This is a genomic window from Streptomyces sp. NBC_01465, assembly GCF_036227325.1.
Taxonomy (GTDB): domain Bacteria; phylum Actinomycetota; class Actinomycetes; order Streptomycetales; family Streptomycetaceae; genus Streptomyces.
The window spans coordinates 8,410,373-8,428,445 of the sequence record NZ_CP109467.1 but is presented as its reverse complement, the minus strand read 5'-3'; the positions used below and the strand labels follow the sequence as shown (position 1 = coordinate 8,428,445).

Below are 18,073 nucleotides of genomic sequence, written 5' to 3'. Positions count from 1 at the left end.
GACCCCTGTGCGCTCTCCACATGCCCGCAAGCTTAGGTGTTTCCTCCGCCCCATCTCCGTCACCGCGAAGCCGTGGTCCGGCCGCGGTGACGGCCGGACCTTCCCCCGCTACTCCTTCGCCCTCAGGCCCAGCAGGCTCCGCCAGCCTTTCTGGGGCGGCTCCGCCCGCACCGTCGGCGGCAGTTGCGGCGGTGCGGACGCGTTTCCGTCCGGGTGCGGTGCGCTTCCCGCCTCCCTGGCGTCGTCCAGTGCGAGGACCAGGCTCATCCTGTGCCACAGCAACTCGTCCGGGTTGTCGGCGGCCAGCAGACGCTGCGTCGCTTCCCACGCCGCCGGAGACGGGGGACGTCCCGGGGCGAGATCGGGCTGGAGCTTGCGCAGATGGGCGCGTTCATAGGGGTCGTCCACGACTTCCGCCAGTTGTACGGGGTCGAGCACACACGCCATGACGGCTGCACGCTCCCATGCGCCCTCCGTCTGGCGCAGGAGCATGCCGAGGCGACGGCCGCGCCAGTTGCGGGGGCGCCAGTCCTCACCCGCGTCGAGCTGCGCGCGACAGCTCTTGGGCATGGTCCCGGTGAGAAGTCCGGGTTCTCTGGACGCGAAGGCCCTCAGCTCCTCCGCCAGGTACAGCCAGACCACCGCCCGATACCTGTTCAGATAGAAGCGCACGGGTGTGACATGGCCCGTACGGGCCAGCGCGGTGAAGCGTGTTGTGCTGATGCCGAGCAGCTCCGCGCCGTCCGCCGTCCCGACGGTCCGGATCCGCTCCCGGAGGGTGTCGGGGAAGCCCGGCTGCGCCTGCAGTCGCTCGATTTCCTCAGGGGCGACACGACGTCGCGCGTCGCCCGGCTCCGTCACCGTCCGGATATGGCCGAGCTGCACGGCGAGATCGAACTCGCCCCGCTTCAGCATGAGTTCCTGTGCGGCACGTGCGGCGGCCGGCGCTTTCCTGCTGGTCCCGGCGGTCGTCGTGCGCTGCTGTTCCTTCACGGTCATGCGGTCCTCCCCCGCGAGCAATGAATACTCTCAGTGACGACCGTAGCCCGGCGGGAAGAATCCCGCCGGGCCTGTGGATAACTCTGCGGCAGGCCGCTCGGGCGGCCCGCGTCTACTGCCTGGCCGAGACCCCCAGGTGCTCCCCCACCCGGTTGACCAGACGGGTCATCTCGTACGCGATCTGCCCGATGTCGGCCTCCGCCGCGCTCAGCACGCACAGGCAGCTGCCGTCGCCGGCCGCGGTGACGAAGAGGACCCCTTCGTCGAACTCGACCATCGTCTGCCGCACCTTGCCGGCGCTGAAGTGCCGGCCCGAACCCTTCGCGAGGCTGTGCAGACCCGACGAGACCGCGGCCAGGTGCTCCGCGTCCTCGCGCGCCAGCCCGGTGCTCGCGCCGGTCACCAGGCCGTCGTTGGACAGCACCAGGGCGTGCCGTACGTGTTCGACCCGCTTGGTGAGATCGTCCAGCAGCCAGTCGAGTCCTTTGTCCAGCGCCATGTGCCGGCCCTCCCCGTTCATTCGTTCCCCGTGTCCCTCGTTCGGCTGCCAGCCTTCACCACGGCAGCTCCGCGGGCAAGCGGCTCCACACTGGTTGATGATGTGCGCATGGCACAGAAAATGACCGATGACCAGTGGCGGGCGTTCGTCTCGGAGTCCACCCGTACCGGAAAACTCTCGACCGTACGGGCCGACGGCAGCCCGCACATCGCGCCCGTCTGGTTTCTCCTGGACGGCGACGATCTCGTCTTCAACACAGCGAAGGAGTCCGTGAAGGGACGCAATCTGGTGCGCGACGGACGGGTCGCGCTGTGCGTGGACGACGACCGGCCCCCTTTCGCGTTCGTCGTCATCCGCGGACAGGCCGAGATCGTCGAGGAGTTGAGCGAAGTCCGTCACTGGGCGGCACGCATCGGTGCGCGGTACATGGGTGAGGACCGGGCCGAGGAGTTCGGCGCGCGCAACGGCGTGCCGGGTGAACTCCTCGTGCGGGTGAGGATCGAGAAGGTGCTCGCGCAGGCCGCCGTCTCCGACTGATCAGCCGACCGAGTCGAGCAGCCGGGCGGTGTGCATCCGCCCGGCGTACTCGACCAGGCGGACCAGGACCTCCTTGCCCGAGTCCTTGTCGCGCGCGTCGCACAGGACCACGGGGGTTCCGCGGTCGAGGTCGAGGGCGCGGGACACTTCGTGTGCGCCGTAGGTGCGGGCCCCGGTGAAGCAGTTGACTGCGACCACGAACGGGATGTGCCGGTGCTCGAAATAGTCGACAGCCGGGAAACAGTCCTCCAGGCGGCGGGTGTCGGCGAGTACCACCGCTCCCAGGGCTCCCTGGGAGAGCTCGTCCCACAGGAACCAGAAGCGGTCCTGCCCGGGGGTGCCGAAGAGGTACAGGGACAGCCCGGACCGGATGGTGATGCGGCCGAAGTCCATGGCGACGGTCGTCGTGGTCTTGTGGTCGAGGCCGTCGGTGTCGTCGATGGTCTGCCCGGCCTCGCTGAGGAGTTCTTCTGTACGCAGGGGGCGGATTTCGCTGACGGCTCCGACCAGGGTCGTCTTGCCGACGCCGAAGCCGCCCGCGACAAGGATCTTCAGGGCGAGGGCGGTGTTCTGCCCCTCGGTGGTGTCAGAGCGCTCGAAGCCCATCGATGACCTCTCTCAGGATCTTCTCGTCGGGTAGCTGTGCGGGCGGTACGGGGTGGGCAACGGTGACCTGGCCCGCTTCGAGCAGGTCACCGACGAGGACGCGGACGACGCCGACGGGCAGGTCGGCGCCGGCCGCGAGTTCGGCGACGGACTGTGTCTCGGTGCGGCACAGGGTGAGCAGAGTCCGGTGTTCGGGGCCGAAGAGCGATTCCTCGGAGGCGGGGGGCGCGTTGCCGTCGAGGGTGACGAGTGCGATGAGGTCCAGGCGCACCCCGCTGGGACCTGACGTGGTGCGGCCGCCGGTCATGGCGTAGGGGCGTACGAGAGGGCCCGCGTCGGCGTCGTACCAGCGGCTGCCCGGCTGCCCCTGCCCCTGCTCCTCGCCCGGTGCGCTGCCGGCGGTGTCCTGGGTCATGTCAGGCGCGGCGGGGTGCGGAGGTGTTCGCCGACGCGGGTGACGAGGCGGGCCATTTCGTACGCGATGAGCCCGATGTCGGCGGTGACGGAGCTCAGTACGGCCAGGCATGAGCCGTCTCCGGCGGCCGCGACGAACAGGAATCCGTCGTCCATCTCGACCAGGGTCTGGCGTACCGCACCGGCGTGGAAGTGCCGGCCCGCGCCCTTGGCGAGGCTGTGGAAGCCGGAGGCCACGGCGGCGAGGTGCTCGGCGTCCTCGCGTGTCAGCGCGCTCGAAGCGCCCACGGCCAGACCGTCGTTGGACAGGACGACCGCATGGTGCAGTTCCCTCACGCGGTCCACCAGGTCGTCCAGCAGCCAGTCGAGATCGCCGGCGCGTGGCTGGGTGTCGGCCCTCTGGTACTCGATCATGCTCGGTCTCCTTCGCCGGCCGTATCGGTGAGACCCGTGGCGGTGCCGCGGGCCCAACCGCCCATGTAGGCCGTCATACGGTCTCTGACCTGTTCCGGGGTGCGGTGTGCGGTGTCTTCGTCCTCGGGCGGTGCGGCTCCGGCCGGCGCGGCCGGGGGTGGCGCCTCCCTCAGCTGTGCCACGAGGTTCGCCTGCCTGACCCTGCGCGGGAGTTCGGCATCGTCGTCGCTCTCCGCCGCGGACCGGGGGTCCTTGTCCGCGGGGGCCTCGGCCGGGCGGGTGCGCGGCCGAAGCGTGGCGACGCCGGGGGGCGGCGGGGTGTCCTCGGCCGGCGCGGCGAGTGCGGGGCGTGGTTCGCGCGCGGGGAACGCGGTGGTGGGGGTGTCGGCGCGGACCGGTCGCGGTCCGGGAGCCGGGAACGCGGGTGTCTCCTCGGTGGGTTCGGGGGCACGCTCCGGGGCGTCCCGGTCGGCCGGGCGTGCGGTGAGCGCGCCGGGAAGGATGGCGGTCGGCAGGAGTACGACGGCGGTGGTCCCTCCGTAGGGAGAGGCCCGCAGATGGACTTTGATGTCGTGGCGTGCGGAGAGGCGGCTGATGACGAAGAGGCCGAGGCGCTCGCTGTCGAAGAGGTCGAGCGACTGGGACTGTTCGATCCTGCGGTTGGCCTCGGCGAGCGCCTCCGGGCCCATTCCGAGTCCGCGGTCCTCGATCTCCAGGACGTATCCGTTGCCGACGGGCTCGCCGCTGACCCGGACCTTGGTGTGGGGCGGGGAGAACTGGGCGGCGTTCTCGACGAGTTCGGCCAGCAAGTGCGTGAGGTCGGCGACGGTGGTGCCGGTGACGGCGGCCTCGGAGAGCTGGCGGACCTCGATGCGTGCGTAGTCCTCGACCTCGGAGACAGCGGCCCGTACGACATTGGTGAGGGGTACGGGCTTGCGCCAGGCCCGGCCGGGTGCGGCGCCGGAGAGGATGATGAGGCTTTCCGCGTGCCTGCGCATGCGGGTGGTCAGGTGGTCGAGGCGGAACAGGTCACCGAGCTCGTTCGGGTCCTCCGCGCGGCGCTCCATGCTGTCGAGCAGGGCGAGTTGGCGGTGGACGAGGACCTGGCTGCGCCGGGCCAGGTTGACGAAGATCTTGGAGATTCCGCCGGCGAGTTCGGCGCGTTCGGCGGCGGCGCCCAGTGCCGCGCGGTGCACGGTGTCGAGGGCCTCGCCGACCTGGGCGATCTCGTCCTGGGCGGGCGGTCCCTGTGGGGCTTCGGCCTGGATGTCGATCTCTTCGCCGGAGCGCAGACGCTGCATGGCGTGGGGCAGTTTGCTGCGGGCGATCCTCAGCGCGCTGTTGCGCAGGGTGAGGAGTTCGACGACGAGGCTGCGTCCGATGCGTACGGAAATGACCAGCGAGGCGGCCACCGCGAGGAGACCGAGCAGGACGGCTGCTCCCGAGGTGGTGAGCAGGCCGCGGGCCACGGGGTCGGGCCTGCTGCCCGCGCCCGCCGCGATGTCGCGCAGTTCGCTCTGCACCGCCGCTGAGGAGGGGTCCCACGCGTCGGAGGGGGCGGCCTGGGCGGCGGCGCGGCCGGGGGACGCGGCGAGGACCTTGTCCTCCGCGGTACGCAGCCGGGTGTAGTCCGCCGAGGAGCTGAGAGCCTGCCAGGCGGAGCGGGAGGCGGCCGGGAGGTCGGCGGCGGACGCGGTGAGGTCACGGCGGGTCAGGACGGCTCCGGTGAAGGCGCGCAGACGCTCTCCGGACAGGGAGTGGGCGAGCTGCGCGGAGGCGAGGAGCGCGTCCTCCTGGGAGAGTGCTTCGCCCGCCCGGGAGAGTTCGTACTGGACCCGCAGGCCGGAGGTGTCCGCTCCGCCCTGCGCGCCGGTGAGGGCGCCGTTGACGCCGAGCCCGGTGGCGATGGCGGCGTTGTACTGCTCGTACGCGGTGTCGCCGTTCGCGTGACGGTCGAGAACTGCCGTCCGCAGGGCGTCGAGACGTGTGGCTCCCCGGACGAACGCGCCGAGCCGGTCGACGACTTCGGCGGGCATGCCGCCGGCGTCGGCGACGGTGTGGCTGCCGCCGACCTGCAGTGCTGCCACGGCGGTTTCGGTGCGCCCCGCCTGGCGGCGGAGTTCGGCCCCGGCGTCGCTGCCGGGGGCCGCCGCGTACCGGAGTGCCGCGCGCCGCTCCGCCTGGAGCTGGACGACGGCGGAGGTGACGGGGTTGCGGATCTGCTCGTCGACGCGCTGCAACTGCCGCAGCCCGGCCACGTCCTGGGCTGTCGTGACGGTGGCGAACCCCCACAGGGCCAGCAGGGAGACGACGGGCACCATCAGCAGCGACACGATCTTCGCCCGTACGGTCCTCGGGCGCAGGGTGATGCGGCCCGGGGCTGCGGCCATCGGCGGTGGGAGCTCCGGCGGTTCGCCGACCGGGTGCTCCTCGGCGGGCGGACCCGCGTGCGCGCGCCGTCCGCGCGTCTGCGGCGCGGGCGGCTGCGGGGCGGTGTCGCCCTGGTTCTTGCGGGGTGTTCGCACCGGCTCTCCTCGATTGCGGATACGGAACTGGCGGCCGGGGCCGTTGGCCTCGGTTACGGCGCTGCGGATTCGGTGAGGCGTTCCGCGGCGGCGTAGGCCGCGCGTTCGCGTGCCGTCGGGGAGAGCGCGACGAAGGCGGAGGTGACGAAGAGGTACGACCCGAGGCCCACGGCGAGGGGGAAGATGAACTGCATCGCCGTGGCCCCGGGGAGCACACTGCGGGAGGGGGTGACCTGCACGCTCACGGCGAACATTCCGGTGTAGTGCATGCTGCTCACCGCCAGTCCCATGACGAGCGAGGCGCCCGCGACCGCGACCGGCGCCTCGATGTTGAGGGCCGCCCAGAGCGCGGCCGTCGCGGCCAGCACGGCGATGAGGACGGAGAGTCCGACCAGCATCGGGTCGTAGTGCACCGTGCCGTGGAGCCGCAGTGCCGCCATGCCGAGGTAGTGCATGCTCGCCACCCCGAGTCCGGTCGTCAGTCCGCCGATCAGGAGGGATCTGACGCGGTCCTGGCCGTAGCCGACGGCGAAGACGCCGACGCCGACCACGAGGACCGCCACGAGCAGGCTGAGGAGGGTCAGCGGCACGTTGTAGCGGATGTCGGTGCCGCTGACGCCGAAGCCGAGCATCGCGACGAAGTGCATGGTCCAGATGCCGGTGCCGAGCGCTGTCGCCGCGGTGACCAGCCAGTTGCGGCGCGATCGGCCGCTCGTCTCCAGTGCCCGTACGGTGCAGCGCAGGCCGAGGGCAGAGCCGATGGCGGCCATGACGTACGACAGCACGGGGGTCAGCCATCCGAAGGCCGCGTGGTCCAGGTGTCCCATGGATCCGGGACGCTAGACCCGTTGGGGGCGTGCGGTGGGGGCGCATTTCGAAAGCGGCCGGATTATGGCGAAGGCGTGTTCCATGACGATCGCGCCGTGCTCGAACGTGCGCACAGTTCGACGCCCGATCGGGTAGGGGATCATGTCCGTATGGCCGATGACCACACGCACGTTCAGGAGTTCTTCGGTGCCCGCGCGGCGGACTGGGACACCCGGTTCCCCGACGACGGTCCCGCGTTCGCGGCCGCCGTCGGCGCGCTGGGGCTGCGGCCGGGCGACGCCGTGCTCGACGCCGGCTGCGGCACGGGTCGCGCCCTGCCGGCGCTGCGCGAGGCCGTGGGCGAGCGCGGTTCCGTACTCGGAATCGATGTGACGCCCGGGATGCTCGAGGCGGCAGTGCGCGCCGGGCGCGACCGCAACGGGCAGCTGCTGCTCGGCGATGTCGCACGGCTTCCGGTGCGGTCGCAGTCCCTGGACGCGGTGTTCGGCAGCGGGCTGATCTCGCACTTGCCTCAACCGCAGGAGAATCTGGGCGAGTTGGCCCGGGTGGTGCGCCCCGGCGGGCTGCTCGCGCTCTTCCACCCCATCGGCCGTGCGGCGCTGGCCGCCCGGCAGGGGCGCCGGATCACCCCCGACGACCTGCGCGCCGAGCCGGTCCTGCGTCCGCTGCTCGCCTCCTCGGGCTGGCGGCTGGTCTCGTACACCGACGAGGACAGCCGTTTCCTGGCGGTGGCCGTCCGTCAGGACTGAGCGGCCAGGACCCGGGTGAAGGCCGCCGCGTTGTCGAACATGACGTTGTGGCCCGCGTCCGCGACGGTCTCCACCCGCACGCCCGAGGCGACCAGTTCCTCGTGGCCGGCGAGCTCGCCGCTGAGCGCACCCTGCAGATAGGTGCGGTCGGCGGTGATGTCCATGAGCATGCGCCGCATGGTGGGTTGCGTGCCGCTCATGAGGCCGATCGCCGTACGGTGCAGGGCCAGCGGGTCGGCGAGCCGCATGGTCGCCGCCCAGTCGGGCCCCACCCGCCGCAGGACCTTCCCGAAGCCCCCTCCGTGGACGAACTCCTCCTCGGTGTACGAGGCGATGCCGCTGCTGCCCGCCTTCACCGGAGGATTGGCGTCGAGATTCGCCTCCGTGAGCACGAGGCGGGAGACCAGGTCGGGGCGCCGGTACGCCAGGACGACGGCGACCGCGCCGCCCATGCTGTGCCCGACGAGCTCCGCGCCCTCCACGCCTGCCGCGTCCAGTGCGGCCGCGAGTGCCTGCGCCATCACTTCGAGGGTGTAACCGAAGCCGTCAGGCCGGTCGCTGATGCCGTGGCCCGGCAGGTCGACGAAGAGCGTCCTGCGGCCCGCCAGGTCCGGGTGGGCGGCGATGTGTGCGTGGTAGACGGTCGAGGCGGAGCCCAGCCCGTGGACGTAGACCCGCGCGGGACCGTCCCCCGGGGCCTCGGTCCACCGGATGAGGCTCCCCTGTGCGTCGAAGCGTGCCTTGTGCATGTCGCAACTCCCTCTGCTCCGGTCCTGCCGACGGCCAGACAATACATCGGTGCCGATGTATGACGCTACCGAGGTACAGCGGGAGTGCGGCAGAATGCGGGCATGCTCGAACTCGCCATCCTCGGATTCCTCTACGAAGCACCGCTGCACGGCTACGAACTGCGCAAGCGCATCACCGCGCTCACCGGCCATGTCCGCCCCGTCGCCGAGAGCACGCTCTACCCCGCGATCAAGCGGCTGGAGAAATCCGGGTGGCTGGCCCGCGAGACACAGCCAGGAGCCGTCGCCGCACCCCGGCACGTCCTGCAGCTGACACCCGAAGGGCGGGACGAGCTGGAGCGGCGGCTCGCCGAGCCGGCCCGGGGCGAAATCACCGACGAGAACAGGTGGTTCACGCTGCTCGCGTTCCTGCGCCACCTCCCCGGCGCGGAAGCGCAGTCGAACGTACTGCGGCGCCGCCTCGCCTTCCTGGAGGAACCGGCCAGCTTCTTCTACGAGGGCGACCGGCCGCTGCGCGCCGAGGAGTTGGACGACCCCTTCAGGCGAGGCATCCTCACGATCGCCCGGGCCACCAGCCGGGCCGAGATCACCTGGCTGCGCTCCACGCTCCGCGCTCTCGAAGCGGACGGCTGAGTCTTCACAGCCCCCGTCCTCTATCAGACCGCGGGGGTCCAACCCTACGTTGGAGGAGCCGACTTGAAAGATCGGCGGACATGCACCACGCACGGGGACGGTGGGTCTGATGTTGAGCAGATTGAGGAAGTTCTTCACGCCGGACAGCAACGCGGCAGTGCCCGCCGCCCGGCGGGAGAACCCGCAGCACAATATTTTCGAGGCGGCCGCGACTTATGTGTCGGCCTGCGCGGAGGACGACGACGACCGCAGCGACGAGGCCGCCGGGTGGGTCTCGCCCGAGGCCCTCTCCTTCGGGATCAGCGAGCTGGCCACCCGGGCGGTGATCGCCCTGGCCCGCGAGCGGGACGAGAGTCCCCAGACCGTGGCGCGCTCCCTCCTCGGTCTGCCCGTGGCCTGAGGGACGGGGGCCTCGACGGCCGGGTTACTCAGTGGTTAAGGTGCGCCGACGACTGATCACTTAGGGAGTGCGGCGTGGCCGGGACGGAAGATGTCACAGACGATGCGCTGTATGTGCTCACGGCGCTGCTGCTGACCCCCGCACAGTTCCCGAGCGTGCTCGGGGACGACTTCCCCGCGGCCTGCGCCACGCTCGGCATCGCACCGCATCCCGAGGGATACGGACTGGTGCTGGGCCAGGACGAGAACGGCGCGCGCTGGACCGTGGTGGTCGACGACGTGTCGCTGGTGGCGGTCGCGATCGCCACCTGGGACTGCGGCATCGAGTACGACCTGTCTCCCGACGAGCGGAGCATCGTCGCCTCGCTGCCGGGCTGGCCCCTCGCCGTGGCGGTGTCCGCGCCCGGCATTCCCGAGCCGCACGACCCCGACGATCAGTCGCCGCTGGTCCCGCCGGACACCGAGCAGTGGGGTCCGGCCCAGCGGCGGCTGGGCGCGGACGAGATCGCTCTGCAGTGGGCCACCTGGCGTGAACAGCTTTCCGGGGACGAGGCGTTCGCCGCGCCCGACATCGCACCGGACAAGCCCTCGGGTCCCGCGGCACGGGTGATCGAGGAGCTGCACGGCTATGTGGCGTCGCCGCCGCCGGTCGGCCGGGTGCGCTCCACGTACGCGCCGGACGGCGCCCGCACCGTACGGGCAGACGGCCCCGGCTGGTCGATGGTGGCGCGTACCGACGACATCGCCTTCCTCCTCCTGGACGAGGCTCCGGGCGAAGTGCTGCCGCTCGGGCGCGGCGCGAAGCTGCCCGCGCTGCTCGAGGCGCTGGAGGCACTGGCCGTACGGCCCGCCTGACGACGAGGACCGCCCACCCGCACATGACCCGGTCCCCCGCCGTGTGGGGCGGACCCATGGCCGTGACGAATGCGCGACTGGAGCATATGGCGCTGCACCCACTCTTCCCGCTGCTTCTCCTCTCGTGCTCCGGAGGCCGTCCATGCGCCTGTCCAGAAGTGTTCCGCTGTGCGCCGCCCTGCTGCTGGGGCTGACCGCGGCCGGGCCCGCAGCTGCCCGGCCCGCCCCGGCCGACGGTCATTGCGTACGGCTCGACCGGATCGATGTTCCTGGTGCGGAGCGCCAACAGAGAGCCTGCCTGGGCGATTTGACCACGGCCGCGCTGGCGGGAACCCCGTACACCGACACGGCCGACCAAGCGGGTCTCGCCGCCAGGGGGACGAGGAATCCTTCGGGGGTGCCGGGGGTGCAGATCGACGGCTACTTCCCCGACACCTCGCACTTCAACACCACGCACGGCTGGAACCACGACGCCCAGTTCGTGATCCGCCTGCCCGACCGCTGGAACGGCGGTCTGGTGGTGACCGGGGCGCCCGGCACACGCAAGCAGTACGCGACCGACGCCCTGATCTCCGACGCGGTGCTGGCGCAGGGGTACGCCTATGCCGCCACGGACAAGGGGAACGCGACCGCGGACTTCTACACCGACGGGAAGCGGCCCGGGGACGCGGTGGCGGAGTGGAACCGGCGCACCACCGAGCTGACGCGCGCCGCGACGAAGGTGCTGGGGCAGCGGTACGGGCACGGCCCCCGGCACACGTACATGACGGGAATCTCCAACGGCGGCTATCTGACGCGCTGGCAGCTGGAGAACCGTCCTGAGCTGTACGACGGCGGGGTCGACTGGGAGGGCACCCTGTGGACCGCCGAGGGGCCCAACCTGCTGACGTCGCTGCCCGTGACCGTGGCCCGGAGCCTCGGCGCGGCGGACGACCAGGCCCTGCTCGACGCCGGGTTCGCGCAGGGCTCGCAGTTTCTGTGGCCGTACCACCAGCAGGCGTACTGGGGAGTGACGCAGAAGACGTTCCGCGCCGAGTTCGACCCGTCGTACGACGTGAACTGCCCTGGATCGTCGACCGGTTCGACGGCCGCGGAGATCCTTGCGCCCTGCGCGTCGGACGCCCTGTACGACTACGCCTCGCGACCCGCGTCCGTGCACCGGGCGGTCGCACGCGTCGCCCTCACCGGGCGGATCGGGAAGCCGCTGATCACGCTGCACGGGACGCTCGACAGTCTGCTGCCCATCGCCACCGATTCCGATGTGTACGAACGGATGGTGACGCGAAAGGGGCGCGACCGGATTCACCGCTACTACACCGTGGAGGCCGGCACGCACACCGACGGGCTGTACGACACCTATCCGGACAGGCTGCGACCGGTGCTGCCCTGCTACCGCTCAGCCTTCACGGCGCTCACCGCATGGGTGGAGGACGGCACCGCACCGCCCGCGGACCGTACGATCGCACGGCCCGCGGAGGGTGACGTCGTCAACTCCTGCGCGCTGAGCTGAGACCGGCGGTCAGACCCGCTCCAGAGGGCGGTGCGGCTCGGCCGGAAGCTCGACCCTGATCGGGTCGCCGGGCCGGACCTCGCCGCCCGCCTTCACGATGCTCATGATTCCGGCCTTGCGGAAGATGTTGCCCGCCTCGTCGCGGCCGACGACCTGCTTCAGCAGCCCGTCCTGGAAGTTGTCGATCTGCAGGCACGGGTTGCGCAGTCCGGTGACCTCGACGACCGCTTCGTCGCCGACGTGCAGCAGGGTGCCGGCCGGAAGGGAGAGCAGGTCGATCCCACTGGTGGTGATGTTCTCGCCGAGCTGGCCCGGCGCGACCTCGAAGCCGTCGGCGAGGACCTCGGCGAAGAGCTCCTGGTGGATGAAGTGGACCTGGCGCAGGTTGGGCTGCGTGGGGTCCTGGGCGACGCGTGAGCGGTGCTTGACCGTGACCCCCGCGTGCACGTCGCCCTCCACACCGAGTCCGGACAGCAGAGTGATGCTGTTCCGGTTCGGCTTGGTGAAGGAGTACTCCCCGTTGCTGCTGACCGCTGTGACCGTCCCGCCCATCGCGCGGAACTCCCCTCGTCCGTGCCGGTGATCCTTCGTCGATCCTATCCCGGCACGGATGACAAGAGCCTGGTCAGCGACCTATCTCCTTGCGCGCGACCCGGCGGAGCCTGCGGCGCTGGCTGGGGTCGAGCATGAGGTATGCGATCACTGGCACCCCGATCAGCACCAGCAGTGCCGGGAGGAAGCCGATGATGGGAATCAGGATGAGGCCGGCGACGACACCCCCGGCGGCAATGACTGCGGTCCTTGACATCTGCGACGCCTCCTTCGCGGCGACTGCCGCTCTCTGACTGTTGAACGCGCATGCGCGCCCGTCGGTTCCACTATCCGGCACGAAGCGGCTCACCGACCTCGTGCATGTGCGTCAGCGCCTGCCGGTAGGAGTCGACGAGCCCGGTCTCGGTGTACGGAATCCCCAGCTCACGGCAGTGCGCGCGCACCAGCGGCTGGACGAGGCGCAGATGGGGCCGGGGCATGTTCGGGAACAGGTGGTGCTCGATCTGGTAGTTGAGCCCGCCGAGGAACCAGTCGGTGAGCAGCCCGCCGCGGACATTCCGCGAGGTGAGGACTTGGCGCTTGAGGTGGCCCCACCGCTCCTCGCTCTCCGGGTCGGGCATCTCCATGCCCTTGTGGTTGGGGGCGAAGGTCATGCCGAGGTGCAGGCCGAACAGGGCGTGGTGGAGCAGGGCGAAGACGATCGCCGTCGGGACGGACATGGTGGTCAGCAGCAGGGTGAGGTAGCCGCCGAGGTGGAGCAGGAGGAGCGCGCCCTCGACGGCGCGCTCGCGGGCGGGCTGGCGCTTGAGGTCCTGGAATCCGTAGATCTTCAGCGCGATGCCTTCGAGCAGCAGCATCGGGAAGAAGAGCCGCGCCTGATTGCGGGTCAGCCAGCGGGCGAATCCCTCGCGCTGCGCCGCCTGCTTCTGGGTCCACACCATGGCGCCGACGCCGACGTCGGGGTCCTTGTCGACGTGGTTGGGGTTGGCGTGGTGCCGGTTGTGCTTGTCGTTCCACCAGGCGTAGCTCATGCCCAGCAGCAGGTTGCTGTGCAGCAGACCGACGGCCTTCGCCGTACGGCGGTCGCCGCTGATCTGCGCGTGTCCCGCGTCATGTCCGAAGAAGGCGGTACGGGCCGAGAGCACGGCCAGCGGGAGGGCGAGCAGGAGCACCCACCATGAGCCGCCGAGGAGTGCCATGCCCGTGATCACCGCGGAGAGTGCGACCAGATTGGCGAGGATGCCGACGGCGTACCAGCCCGTACGGCGCTCCAGGAGCCCCTGCGATTTCACCGTCCTGAGGAGCGGCGCGAAATCGCTGCCCGTCCGGGGCTCTCGCTCCGGCCTCGTGAGCGTTGAGGCGGCCTGTGGCATGACGGTCTCCGGTCTGTTGGCCCATGCGCTGACCTCATAGAACGTACGGATCAGTGACCGTCGGCGACCATGGCGCCACCACCCGGAACCGGCGGGGGTGTCCCCCGGTGCCATGGTGGGGCTGGCTACACCCCCCTGATCCGAAGTGACGTGGATCACGGCGGTTCGACTCCCGTCGGGTACCACCCGTCAGGTACCCTCGGCGGCTCCGGCCTGCAGTAGTCAAGTTTGAGGAATGCGCTATCGCTGTGCACCGACTCCCCCTGGCAACGCCCTCCCAGATCACCGAACTCTCCCGCTGCTCCACGGTCTTCCTGCCCTCCGACCCCTCGCGCACCGGACGGATCGCGTTCTGGCACCCCGACAGCACGGAGCCCCCGGAAGGCCCCGGTTCCGTCGAGGACCTGACCGTGGTCGCGGACGACGCGACGCCTTGTTCCGTACGGGCGTTGCTGCTTCCCGTACGCGACGCTCTGCCCGTCCTCACCCGCGCCCGGGCTTCGGCGCACGCCTCTCCCGCGGCCGCCTTCTGGGGAACCGCCGCGGTGTTCGCGCTCCAACTCGCGGCGCGTGGGCGCCTGTTGCCCGGACTCACCGCGACCGACCACGACGCCTGGCGGGCCGGCCCCTTCACCGCCGACGACCTGGAGCGCGTACGGGAACTGGCCGCGGCGATGCCGCCCACCGCGCACGCGGTCCCGCTCGGCGGTGTCGACGACGCCGAGGCCCCGCTTCTGCTGCCCGCGCCCGAGCCGCTGCTGCGCGCCTTCCTCGACGCGGTCGCCGACGGCCTGCCGCGCACACCGGCCGCCGCGTTCGCCGCCGGGAGTCCCGCCTTCGCCGCCGACACCCCGCAGCAACTGCCCGCACAGCGCGCCTGGGCGGCCGACGTGGCCTCGGGGCACGACGCGGGTGTCCGGATCTCGCTGCGCATCGAGCTGCACGGCCTCGACACGGCGTCCGCAGGTGATGCGGACGGTCCCGGACCCGTCTTCCGTGCCGTACCGCAGGTGCACAGCGTCAGCGATCCGACGCTGGTCGCCGATGCAGCCGACGTATGGTCGGGCGCGGCCGCCGGTTTCGGCCCGCGCCCCCAGATGGACGCCCTGCTCGCGCTGCGCCGCGCGGCCCGCGCCTGGCCTCCGCTCGCTCCCCTGCTGTCGGCCGCCGTGCCCGATGTGATCGAACTGGCCGACGAGGAGGCCGCCGAGCTGCTCGGCGAGGCGTCCCGTGCGCTGGCCGCGACGGGCGTGCAGGTGCACTGGCCCAAGGAGTTGGCGCGCACCTTCACGGCCCGTGCGGTCATCGGCCCTCCCGACGAGGCGGCGGACGACTCCCCCGCCGACAGGACCGTCTCCGGCATGCCGTCGGTGCTGTCCGCGGACGCGCTGCTCGGCTTCAACTGGTGGTTCGCACTGGGCGACCAGCAGCTCAGCAGGGCCGAGCTCGATCGGCTCGCGGAGTCGAGCAGACCGATCGTACGGCTGCGCGACCAGTGGGTGCTGATCGATCCGGTGGAGGCGCGGCGGGCCCGCGAGACGCAGGACCGCAAGGTCACCCCCATCGACGCGCTCGGTGCCGTACTGACCGGGTCGACGGAGGTCGACGGGCGGCGCGTCGAGGTGCGGGCGACGGGCTGGCTGGCGCGGCTGCGCGACCGGCTCGCAGACCCCGAGGGCGCGGAACGGCCGCCGGTGGAGCAGCCGGCGGCGCTGACCGCGACCCTGCGCGACTATCAGCTCCGCGGTCTGGGCTGGCTGGACCTGATGACGTCGCTCGGGCTCGGCGGCTGTCTCGCCGACGACATGGGGCTCGGCAAGACGATCACGCTGATCGCCCTGCATCTGCACCGGCAGTCCGACACGGCCACGGCCGGGCCGACCCTGGTGGTCTGTCCGACGTCCCTGATGGGCAACTGGCAGCGGGAGATCGAGAAGTTCGCGCCGGGCACCGCGGTCCGCCGCTTCCACGGCTCGTCCCGCTCCCTGGAGGGCCTGGCCGACGGGGAGTTCGTCCTCACCACGTACGGCACGATGCGGCTCGACACCGAGCGGCTGGCCGGGGCGGAATGGGGCCTGGTCGTCGCCGACGAGGCCCAGCACGTCAAGAACCCGTACTCCTCGACCGCCAAACAGCTGCGCACCCTGCCCGCCCGCGCCCGCGTGGCGCTCACGGGCACCCCCGTCGAGAACAACCTCTCCGAGCTGTGGGCCATCCTCGACTGGACGACCCCCGGACTCCTCGGCAAGCTCGGCACGTTCCGCACCCGCTACGCCCACGCCGTCGAGGGCGGACAGGACCCGGCGGCCGCCGAGCGGCTCGGCGCGCTGGTCCGCCCGTTCCTGCTGCGCCGCCGCAAGTCGGACCCCGGGATCGCCCCCGAACTGCCGCCGAAGACGGAGACCGACCGGGCCGTCTCGCTCACCAAGGAGCAGACCGGTCTGTACGAGGCGGTGGTGCGCGAGACCCTCGCCGAGATTGCGGAAGCCGACGGATTCTCGCGCCGCGGACTGGTGATCAAACTGCTCACCGCGCTCAAGCAGATCTGCAACCACCCCGCGCAGTACCTGAAGGAGGACAAGCCGAGGATCACCGGGCGTTCGGGCAAGCTGGAGCTGCTGGACGAACTCCTCGACACGATTCTCTCCGAGGGCGCGAGCGTGCTGGTCTTCACCCAGTACGTACAGATGGCGCGGCTCGTCGAGGAACATCTGGCGGCGCGCGGTGTGCCCACCCAGTTCCTGCACGGCGGTACGCCCGTCGCACGCCGCGAGGAGATGGTGCAGCGGTTCCAGGACGGTGAAGTCCCGGTGTTCCTGCTGTCGTTGAAGGCGGCGGGCACCGGCCTCAACCTCACCCGCGCCGAGCATGTCGTGCACTACGACCGCTGGTGGAACCCGGCCGTCGAGGCGCAGGCCACCGACCGTGCGTACCGCATCGGGCAGACCAGGCCCGTCCAGGTGCACCGGCTGATCGCCGAGGGCACCATCGAGGACCGGATCGCCGAAATGCTGCTGCGCAAGCGGGAGTTGGCGGACTCCGTCCTCGGGTCGGGCGAAGCCGCCCTGACCGAACTGACCGACGCCGAACTGGCGGATCTGGTGGAGCTGCGAGGGAGCGCACGATGAGCGATGCCATGGACGGTACGCACGGCATGGAGCGCACCTTTGCCGCGCTGGCACCGGTGCACGGCCGGGGCTTCGCGGAGACCTGGTGGGGCCGGGCGTGGCTCACCGCGCTCGAAGAGACGGCGCTGGACAACAAACAGCTGAAGCAGGGCCGCAGGTACGCACGCCAGGGTGCGGTCGGCGCGGTGTCGGTACAGCCCGGGCGGATCACGGCCGTCGTCCAGGACCCGGACGGAACCGGTCAGCGCAGCGATGTGCTGCTGCAGCGCCTCAGCGAGGAGGAGTGGGACCGCTTCCTCGGCATGGCGGTCGAGCGGTCCGGGCACATCGCGGCGCTCCTGGACCGGGAGATGCCCCCGGACCTGGTGGAGGACGCGGCGGCCGCCGGGGTCGAACTGCTGCCGGGCATAGGCGACTTGGAGCCGGAGTGCGCGTGCGAGGCGTGGGACCACTGCCCGCACACCGCGGCGCTCTGCTACCAGGTGGCACGGCTCATGGACCAGGACCCGTTCCTGCTCCTGCTCCTGCGCGGCCGGGGCGAGCGGCAGCTGCTGGACGAACTGCAGGCGCGCAGCGTCGCGCAGGCGGCACCGCAGGAGCCGGCCGACGAGGACACCGAACCACCGGAGGGCGTACGGGCGGACGAGGCCTTCGCCGCACGGGACATCCTCCCGCCGCTGCCCGCCCCGCCTCCGGTGCCCGACGAGCCCGGGCAGCCGCTCTCCCTCGACACGGAGACCGGTCCGGCACCGGGGGTGGAGGCGGCAGCCCTGGAGTTCCTGGCGTCGGACGCCGCCCGACGGGCGCGGCTGATGCTGCTGGACGCGCTGTCGCCGGGGCATGAACAGCAGCCTGTGGAACCGGAGTTGACGCCGGAGCAGGATGCCGTACGGCTGGCTGCGGCCGGTGCGGATGCGCGGCTCTCCGCACGGCTGGCGGAGGGTTCGCAGCGCGAGCGGGCCGAGCTGGCGCTCGCCGTGCGCGCCTGGGAGTACGGCGGGGCCGCGGCTCTCTCCGTACTGGAGGAGGAGTGGACCCCGGAGCCGGAGAGCCTGGCGCGTGCCCGCACCCAGCTGGACCAGGCCTGGGAGGAGGGAGCGCGGCCGTCGCTGCGGGCCGGCCGCAACCGGTGGACGGTGACGGGCACCGATGCGCAGTTGCGGTACGGACGGGACGGGCGGTGGTGGCCGTACCGCAAGGAGCGCGGCCGCTGGACTCCGGCCGGGCCTGCTGATCACGATCCTGCGGCGGCGCTGGCCGTGCTCACGGGCGAGGAGTGACGTACGACAGCTCGTCCCGCCTC

19 protein-coding genes are annotated in these 18,073 nt (G+C 71.4%); 8 read left to right on the top strand and 11 right to left on the bottom strand.

Features of this window, described 5'->3' with window-relative positions; all coding sequences use genetic code 11:
* Positions 1–108: 108 nt before the first annotated feature.
* Positions 109–999, bottom strand: coding sequence for a DUF6397 family protein (locus OG707_RS39060; protein ID WP_329126660.1), 891 nt, complete (start codon positions 997–999; stop codon positions 109–111).
* A 112-nt stretch (positions 1,000–1,111) separates the two neighbouring features.
* Complete coding sequence (locus OG707_RS39055; protein WP_329126658.1) at positions 1,112–1,498, bottom strand: roadblock/LC7 domain-containing protein; 387 nt, start codon at positions 1,496–1,498, stop codon at positions 1,112–1,114.
* A gap of 108 nt (positions 1,499–1,606) precedes the next feature.
* Here OG707_RS39055 and OG707_RS39050 point away from each other — a divergent pair, with 108 nt between their 5' ends.
* A complete protein-coding gene (locus tag OG707_RS39050) occupies positions 1,607–2,035 on the top strand; it encodes a PPOX class F420-dependent oxidoreductase (RefSeq protein ID WP_329126655.1) in 429 nt (142 codons plus the stop codon).
* On the opposite strand, the gene OG707_RS39045 is transcribed toward OG707_RS39050, so the two are convergent.
* Genes OG707_RS39045 through OG707_RS39025 form a run of 5 tightly spaced genes read right to left on the bottom strand, consistent with a single transcriptional unit; the run spans position 2,036 to position 6,821 of the window.
* On the bottom strand, positions 2,036–2,641 hold the full coding sequence (locus OG707_RS39045) for a GTP-binding protein (RefSeq protein WP_329126654.1): 606 nt from the start codon (positions 2,639–2,641) through the stop codon (positions 2,036–2,038). It lies immediately after the preceding gene.
* Positions 2,622–3,056, bottom strand: a complete 435-nt coding sequence (locus OG707_RS39040) for a DUF742 domain-containing protein (protein ID WP_329126653.1) — start codon at positions 3,054–3,056, stop codon at positions 2,622–2,624. The genes OG707_RS39045 and OG707_RS39040 overlap by 20 nt, the downstream gene beginning before the upstream one ends.
* Positions 3,053–3,469, bottom strand: coding sequence for a roadblock/LC7 domain-containing protein (locus tag OG707_RS39035; protein WP_329126652.1), 417 nt, complete (start codon positions 3,467–3,469; stop codon positions 3,053–3,055). Before OG707_RS39035 ends, OG707_RS39040 begins: the two co-directional genes overlap by 4 nt.
* Positions 3,466–5,994, bottom strand: a complete 2,529-nt coding sequence (locus OG707_RS39030; protein ID WP_329126651.1) for a nitrate- and nitrite sensing domain-containing protein — start codon at positions 5,992–5,994, stop codon at positions 3,466–3,468. The genes OG707_RS39035 and OG707_RS39030 overlap by 4 nt, the downstream gene beginning before the upstream one ends.
* A gap of 53 nt (positions 5,995–6,047) precedes the next feature.
* Complete coding sequence (locus OG707_RS39025) at positions 6,048–6,821, bottom strand: MHYT domain-containing protein (protein ID WP_329126650.1); 774 nt, start codon at positions 6,819–6,821, stop codon at positions 6,048–6,050.
* Between the two features lie 150 nt (positions 6,822–6,971).
* Here OG707_RS39025 and OG707_RS39020 point away from each other — a divergent pair, with 150 nt between their 5' ends.
* Positions 6,972–7,571: a class I SAM-dependent methyltransferase gene (locus OG707_RS39020; protein WP_329126648.1), complete on the top strand. Its 600-nt coding sequence runs from the start codon at positions 6,972–6,974 to the stop codon at positions 7,569–7,571.
* On the opposite strand, the gene OG707_RS39015 is transcribed toward OG707_RS39020, so the two are convergent.
* Positions 7,562–8,320 (bottom strand): alpha/beta fold hydrolase, encoded by a 759-nt coding sequence (locus OG707_RS39015; RefSeq protein ID WP_329126646.1) that lies wholly within the window; start codon positions 8,318–8,320, stop codon positions 7,562–7,564. The two genes, OG707_RS39020 and OG707_RS39015, sit on opposite strands and share 10 nt — an antisense overlap.
* Before the next feature lie 102 nt (positions 8,321–8,422).
* Here OG707_RS39015 and OG707_RS39010 point away from each other — a divergent pair, with 102 nt between their 5' ends.
* The 4 genes from OG707_RS39010 (at position 8,423) to OG707_RS38995 (ending at position 11,717) form a co-directional block, all read left to right on the top strand.
* Complete coding sequence (locus tag OG707_RS39010; protein WP_329126644.1) at positions 8,423–8,953, top strand: PadR family transcriptional regulator; 531 nt, start codon at positions 8,423–8,425, stop codon at positions 8,951–8,953.
* A gap of 109 nt (positions 8,954–9,062) precedes the next feature.
* A complete protein-coding gene (locus OG707_RS39005; RefSeq protein ID WP_329126642.1) occupies positions 9,063–9,353 on the top strand; it encodes a hypothetical protein in 291 nt (96 codons plus the stop codon).
* Between the two features lie 74 nt (positions 9,354–9,427).
* Positions 9,428–10,207 carry a hypothetical protein gene (locus tag OG707_RS39000; protein WP_329126641.1) on the top strand — a complete coding sequence of 260 codons (780 nt, stop codon included), beginning with the start codon at positions 9,428–9,430 and terminating at the stop codon, positions 10,205–10,207.
* Between the two features lie 142 nt (positions 10,208–10,349).
* A complete protein-coding gene (locus OG707_RS38995) occupies positions 10,350–11,717 on the top strand; it encodes a tannase/feruloyl esterase family alpha/beta hydrolase (RefSeq protein ID WP_329126639.1) in 1,368 nt (455 codons plus the stop codon).
* 9 nt (positions 11,718–11,726) lie between these two features.
* Here the strand turns inward: OG707_RS38995 and OG707_RS38990 are convergent, their stop codons facing one another.
* From OG707_RS38990 to OG707_RS38980, 3 genes are all read right to left on the bottom strand, one after another.
* Positions 11,727–12,269 carry an MOSC domain-containing protein gene (locus tag OG707_RS38990; protein ID WP_329126638.1) on the bottom strand — a complete coding sequence of 181 codons (543 nt, stop codon included), beginning with the start codon at positions 12,267–12,269 and terminating at the stop codon, positions 11,727–11,729.
* Between the two features lie 73 nt (positions 12,270–12,342).
* Positions 12,343–12,525 (bottom strand): hypothetical protein, encoded by a 183-nt coding sequence (locus OG707_RS38985; protein WP_329126636.1) that lies wholly within the window; start codon positions 12,523–12,525, stop codon positions 12,343–12,345.
* A gap of 70 nt (positions 12,526–12,595) precedes the next feature.
* The gene (locus OG707_RS38980) at positions 12,596–13,642 is read right to left on the bottom strand and encodes an acyl-CoA desaturase (protein WP_329126634.1); all 1,047 of its coding nucleotides are present in this window, start codon (positions 13,640–13,642) and stop codon (positions 12,596–12,598) included.
* A 248-nt stretch (positions 13,643–13,890) separates the two neighbouring features.
* On the opposite strand from OG707_RS38980, the gene OG707_RS38975 reads away from it, so the two are divergent.
* Both OG707_RS38975 and OG707_RS38970 read left to right on the top strand, forming a co-directional pair.
* Positions 13,891–16,770 carry a DEAD/DEAH box helicase gene (locus OG707_RS38975; RefSeq protein WP_329126632.1) on the top strand — a complete coding sequence of 960 codons (2,880 nt, stop codon included), beginning with the start codon at positions 13,891–13,893 and terminating at the stop codon, positions 16,768–16,770.
* A complete protein-coding gene (locus OG707_RS38970) occupies positions 16,767–18,050 on the top strand; it encodes an SWIM zinc finger family protein (protein WP_329126631.1) in 1,284 nt (427 codons plus the stop codon). Before OG707_RS38975 ends, OG707_RS38970 begins: the two co-directional genes overlap by 4 nt.
* Positions 18,051–18,073 lie beyond the last annotated feature (23 nt).

What these genes read in the sequence shown, in the direction of transcription:
- OG707_RS39050 (WP_329126655.1), top strand. Translation starts at nt 1,607, where the DNA reads ATGGCACAGAAAATGACCGATGACCAGTGGCGGGCGTTCGTCTCGGAG.
- OG707_RS38995 (WP_329126639.1), top strand. Translation starts at nt 10,350, where the DNA reads ATGCGCCTGTCCAGAAGTGTTCCGCTGTGCGCCGCCCTGCTGCTGGGG.
- OG707_RS39025 (WP_329126650.1), bottom strand. Translation starts at nt 6,821, where the DNA reads ATGGGACACCTGGACCACGCGGCCTTCGGATGGCTGACCCCCGTGCTG.
- OG707_RS39010 (WP_329126644.1), top strand. Translation starts at nt 8,423, where the DNA reads ATGCTCGAACTCGCCATCCTCGGATTCCTCTACGAAGCACCGCTGCAC.
- OG707_RS38985 (WP_329126636.1), bottom strand. Translation starts at nt 12,525, where the DNA reads ATGTCAAGGACCGCAGTCATTGCCGCCGGGGGTGTCGTCGCCGGCCTC.
- OG707_RS39015 (WP_329126646.1), bottom strand. Translation starts at nt 8,320, where the DNA reads ATGCACAAGGCACGCTTCGACGCACAGGGGAGCCTCATCCGGTGGACC.
- OG707_RS38970 (WP_329126631.1), top strand. Translation starts at nt 16,767, where the DNA reads ATGAGCGATGCCATGGACGGTACGCACGGCATGGAGCGCACCTTTGCC.
- OG707_RS39020 (WP_329126648.1), top strand. Translation starts at nt 6,972, where the DNA reads ATGGCCGATGACCACACGCACGTTCAGGAGTTCTTCGGTGCCCGCGCG.
- OG707_RS39060 (WP_329126660.1), bottom strand. Translation starts at nt 999, where the DNA reads ATGACCGTGAAGGAACAGCAGCGCACGACGACCGCCGGGACCAGCAGG.
- OG707_RS38980 (WP_329126634.1), bottom strand. Translation starts at nt 13,642, where the DNA reads ATGCCACAGGCCGCCTCAACGCTCACGAGGCCGGAGCGAGAGCCCCGG.
- OG707_RS38990 (WP_329126638.1), bottom strand. Translation starts at nt 12,269, where the DNA reads ATGGGCGGGACGGTCACAGCGGTCAGCAGCAACGGGGAGTACTCCTTC.
- OG707_RS39005 (WP_329126642.1), top strand. Translation starts at nt 9,063, where the DNA reads ATGTTGAGCAGATTGAGGAAGTTCTTCACGCCGGACAGCAACGCGGCA.
- OG707_RS39055 (WP_329126658.1), bottom strand. Translation starts at nt 1,498, where the DNA reads ATGGCGCTGGACAAAGGACTCGACTGGCTGCTGGACGATCTCACCAAG.
- OG707_RS39040 (WP_329126653.1), bottom strand. Translation starts at nt 3,056, where the DNA reads ATGACCCAGGACACCGCCGGCAGCGCACCGGGCGAGGAGCAGGGGCAG.
- OG707_RS39045 (WP_329126654.1), bottom strand. Translation starts at nt 2,641, where the DNA reads ATGGGCTTCGAGCGCTCTGACACCACCGAGGGGCAGAACACCGCCCTC.
- OG707_RS39035 (WP_329126652.1), bottom strand. Translation starts at nt 3,469, where the DNA reads ATGATCGAGTACCAGAGGGCCGACACCCAGCCACGCGCCGGCGATCTC.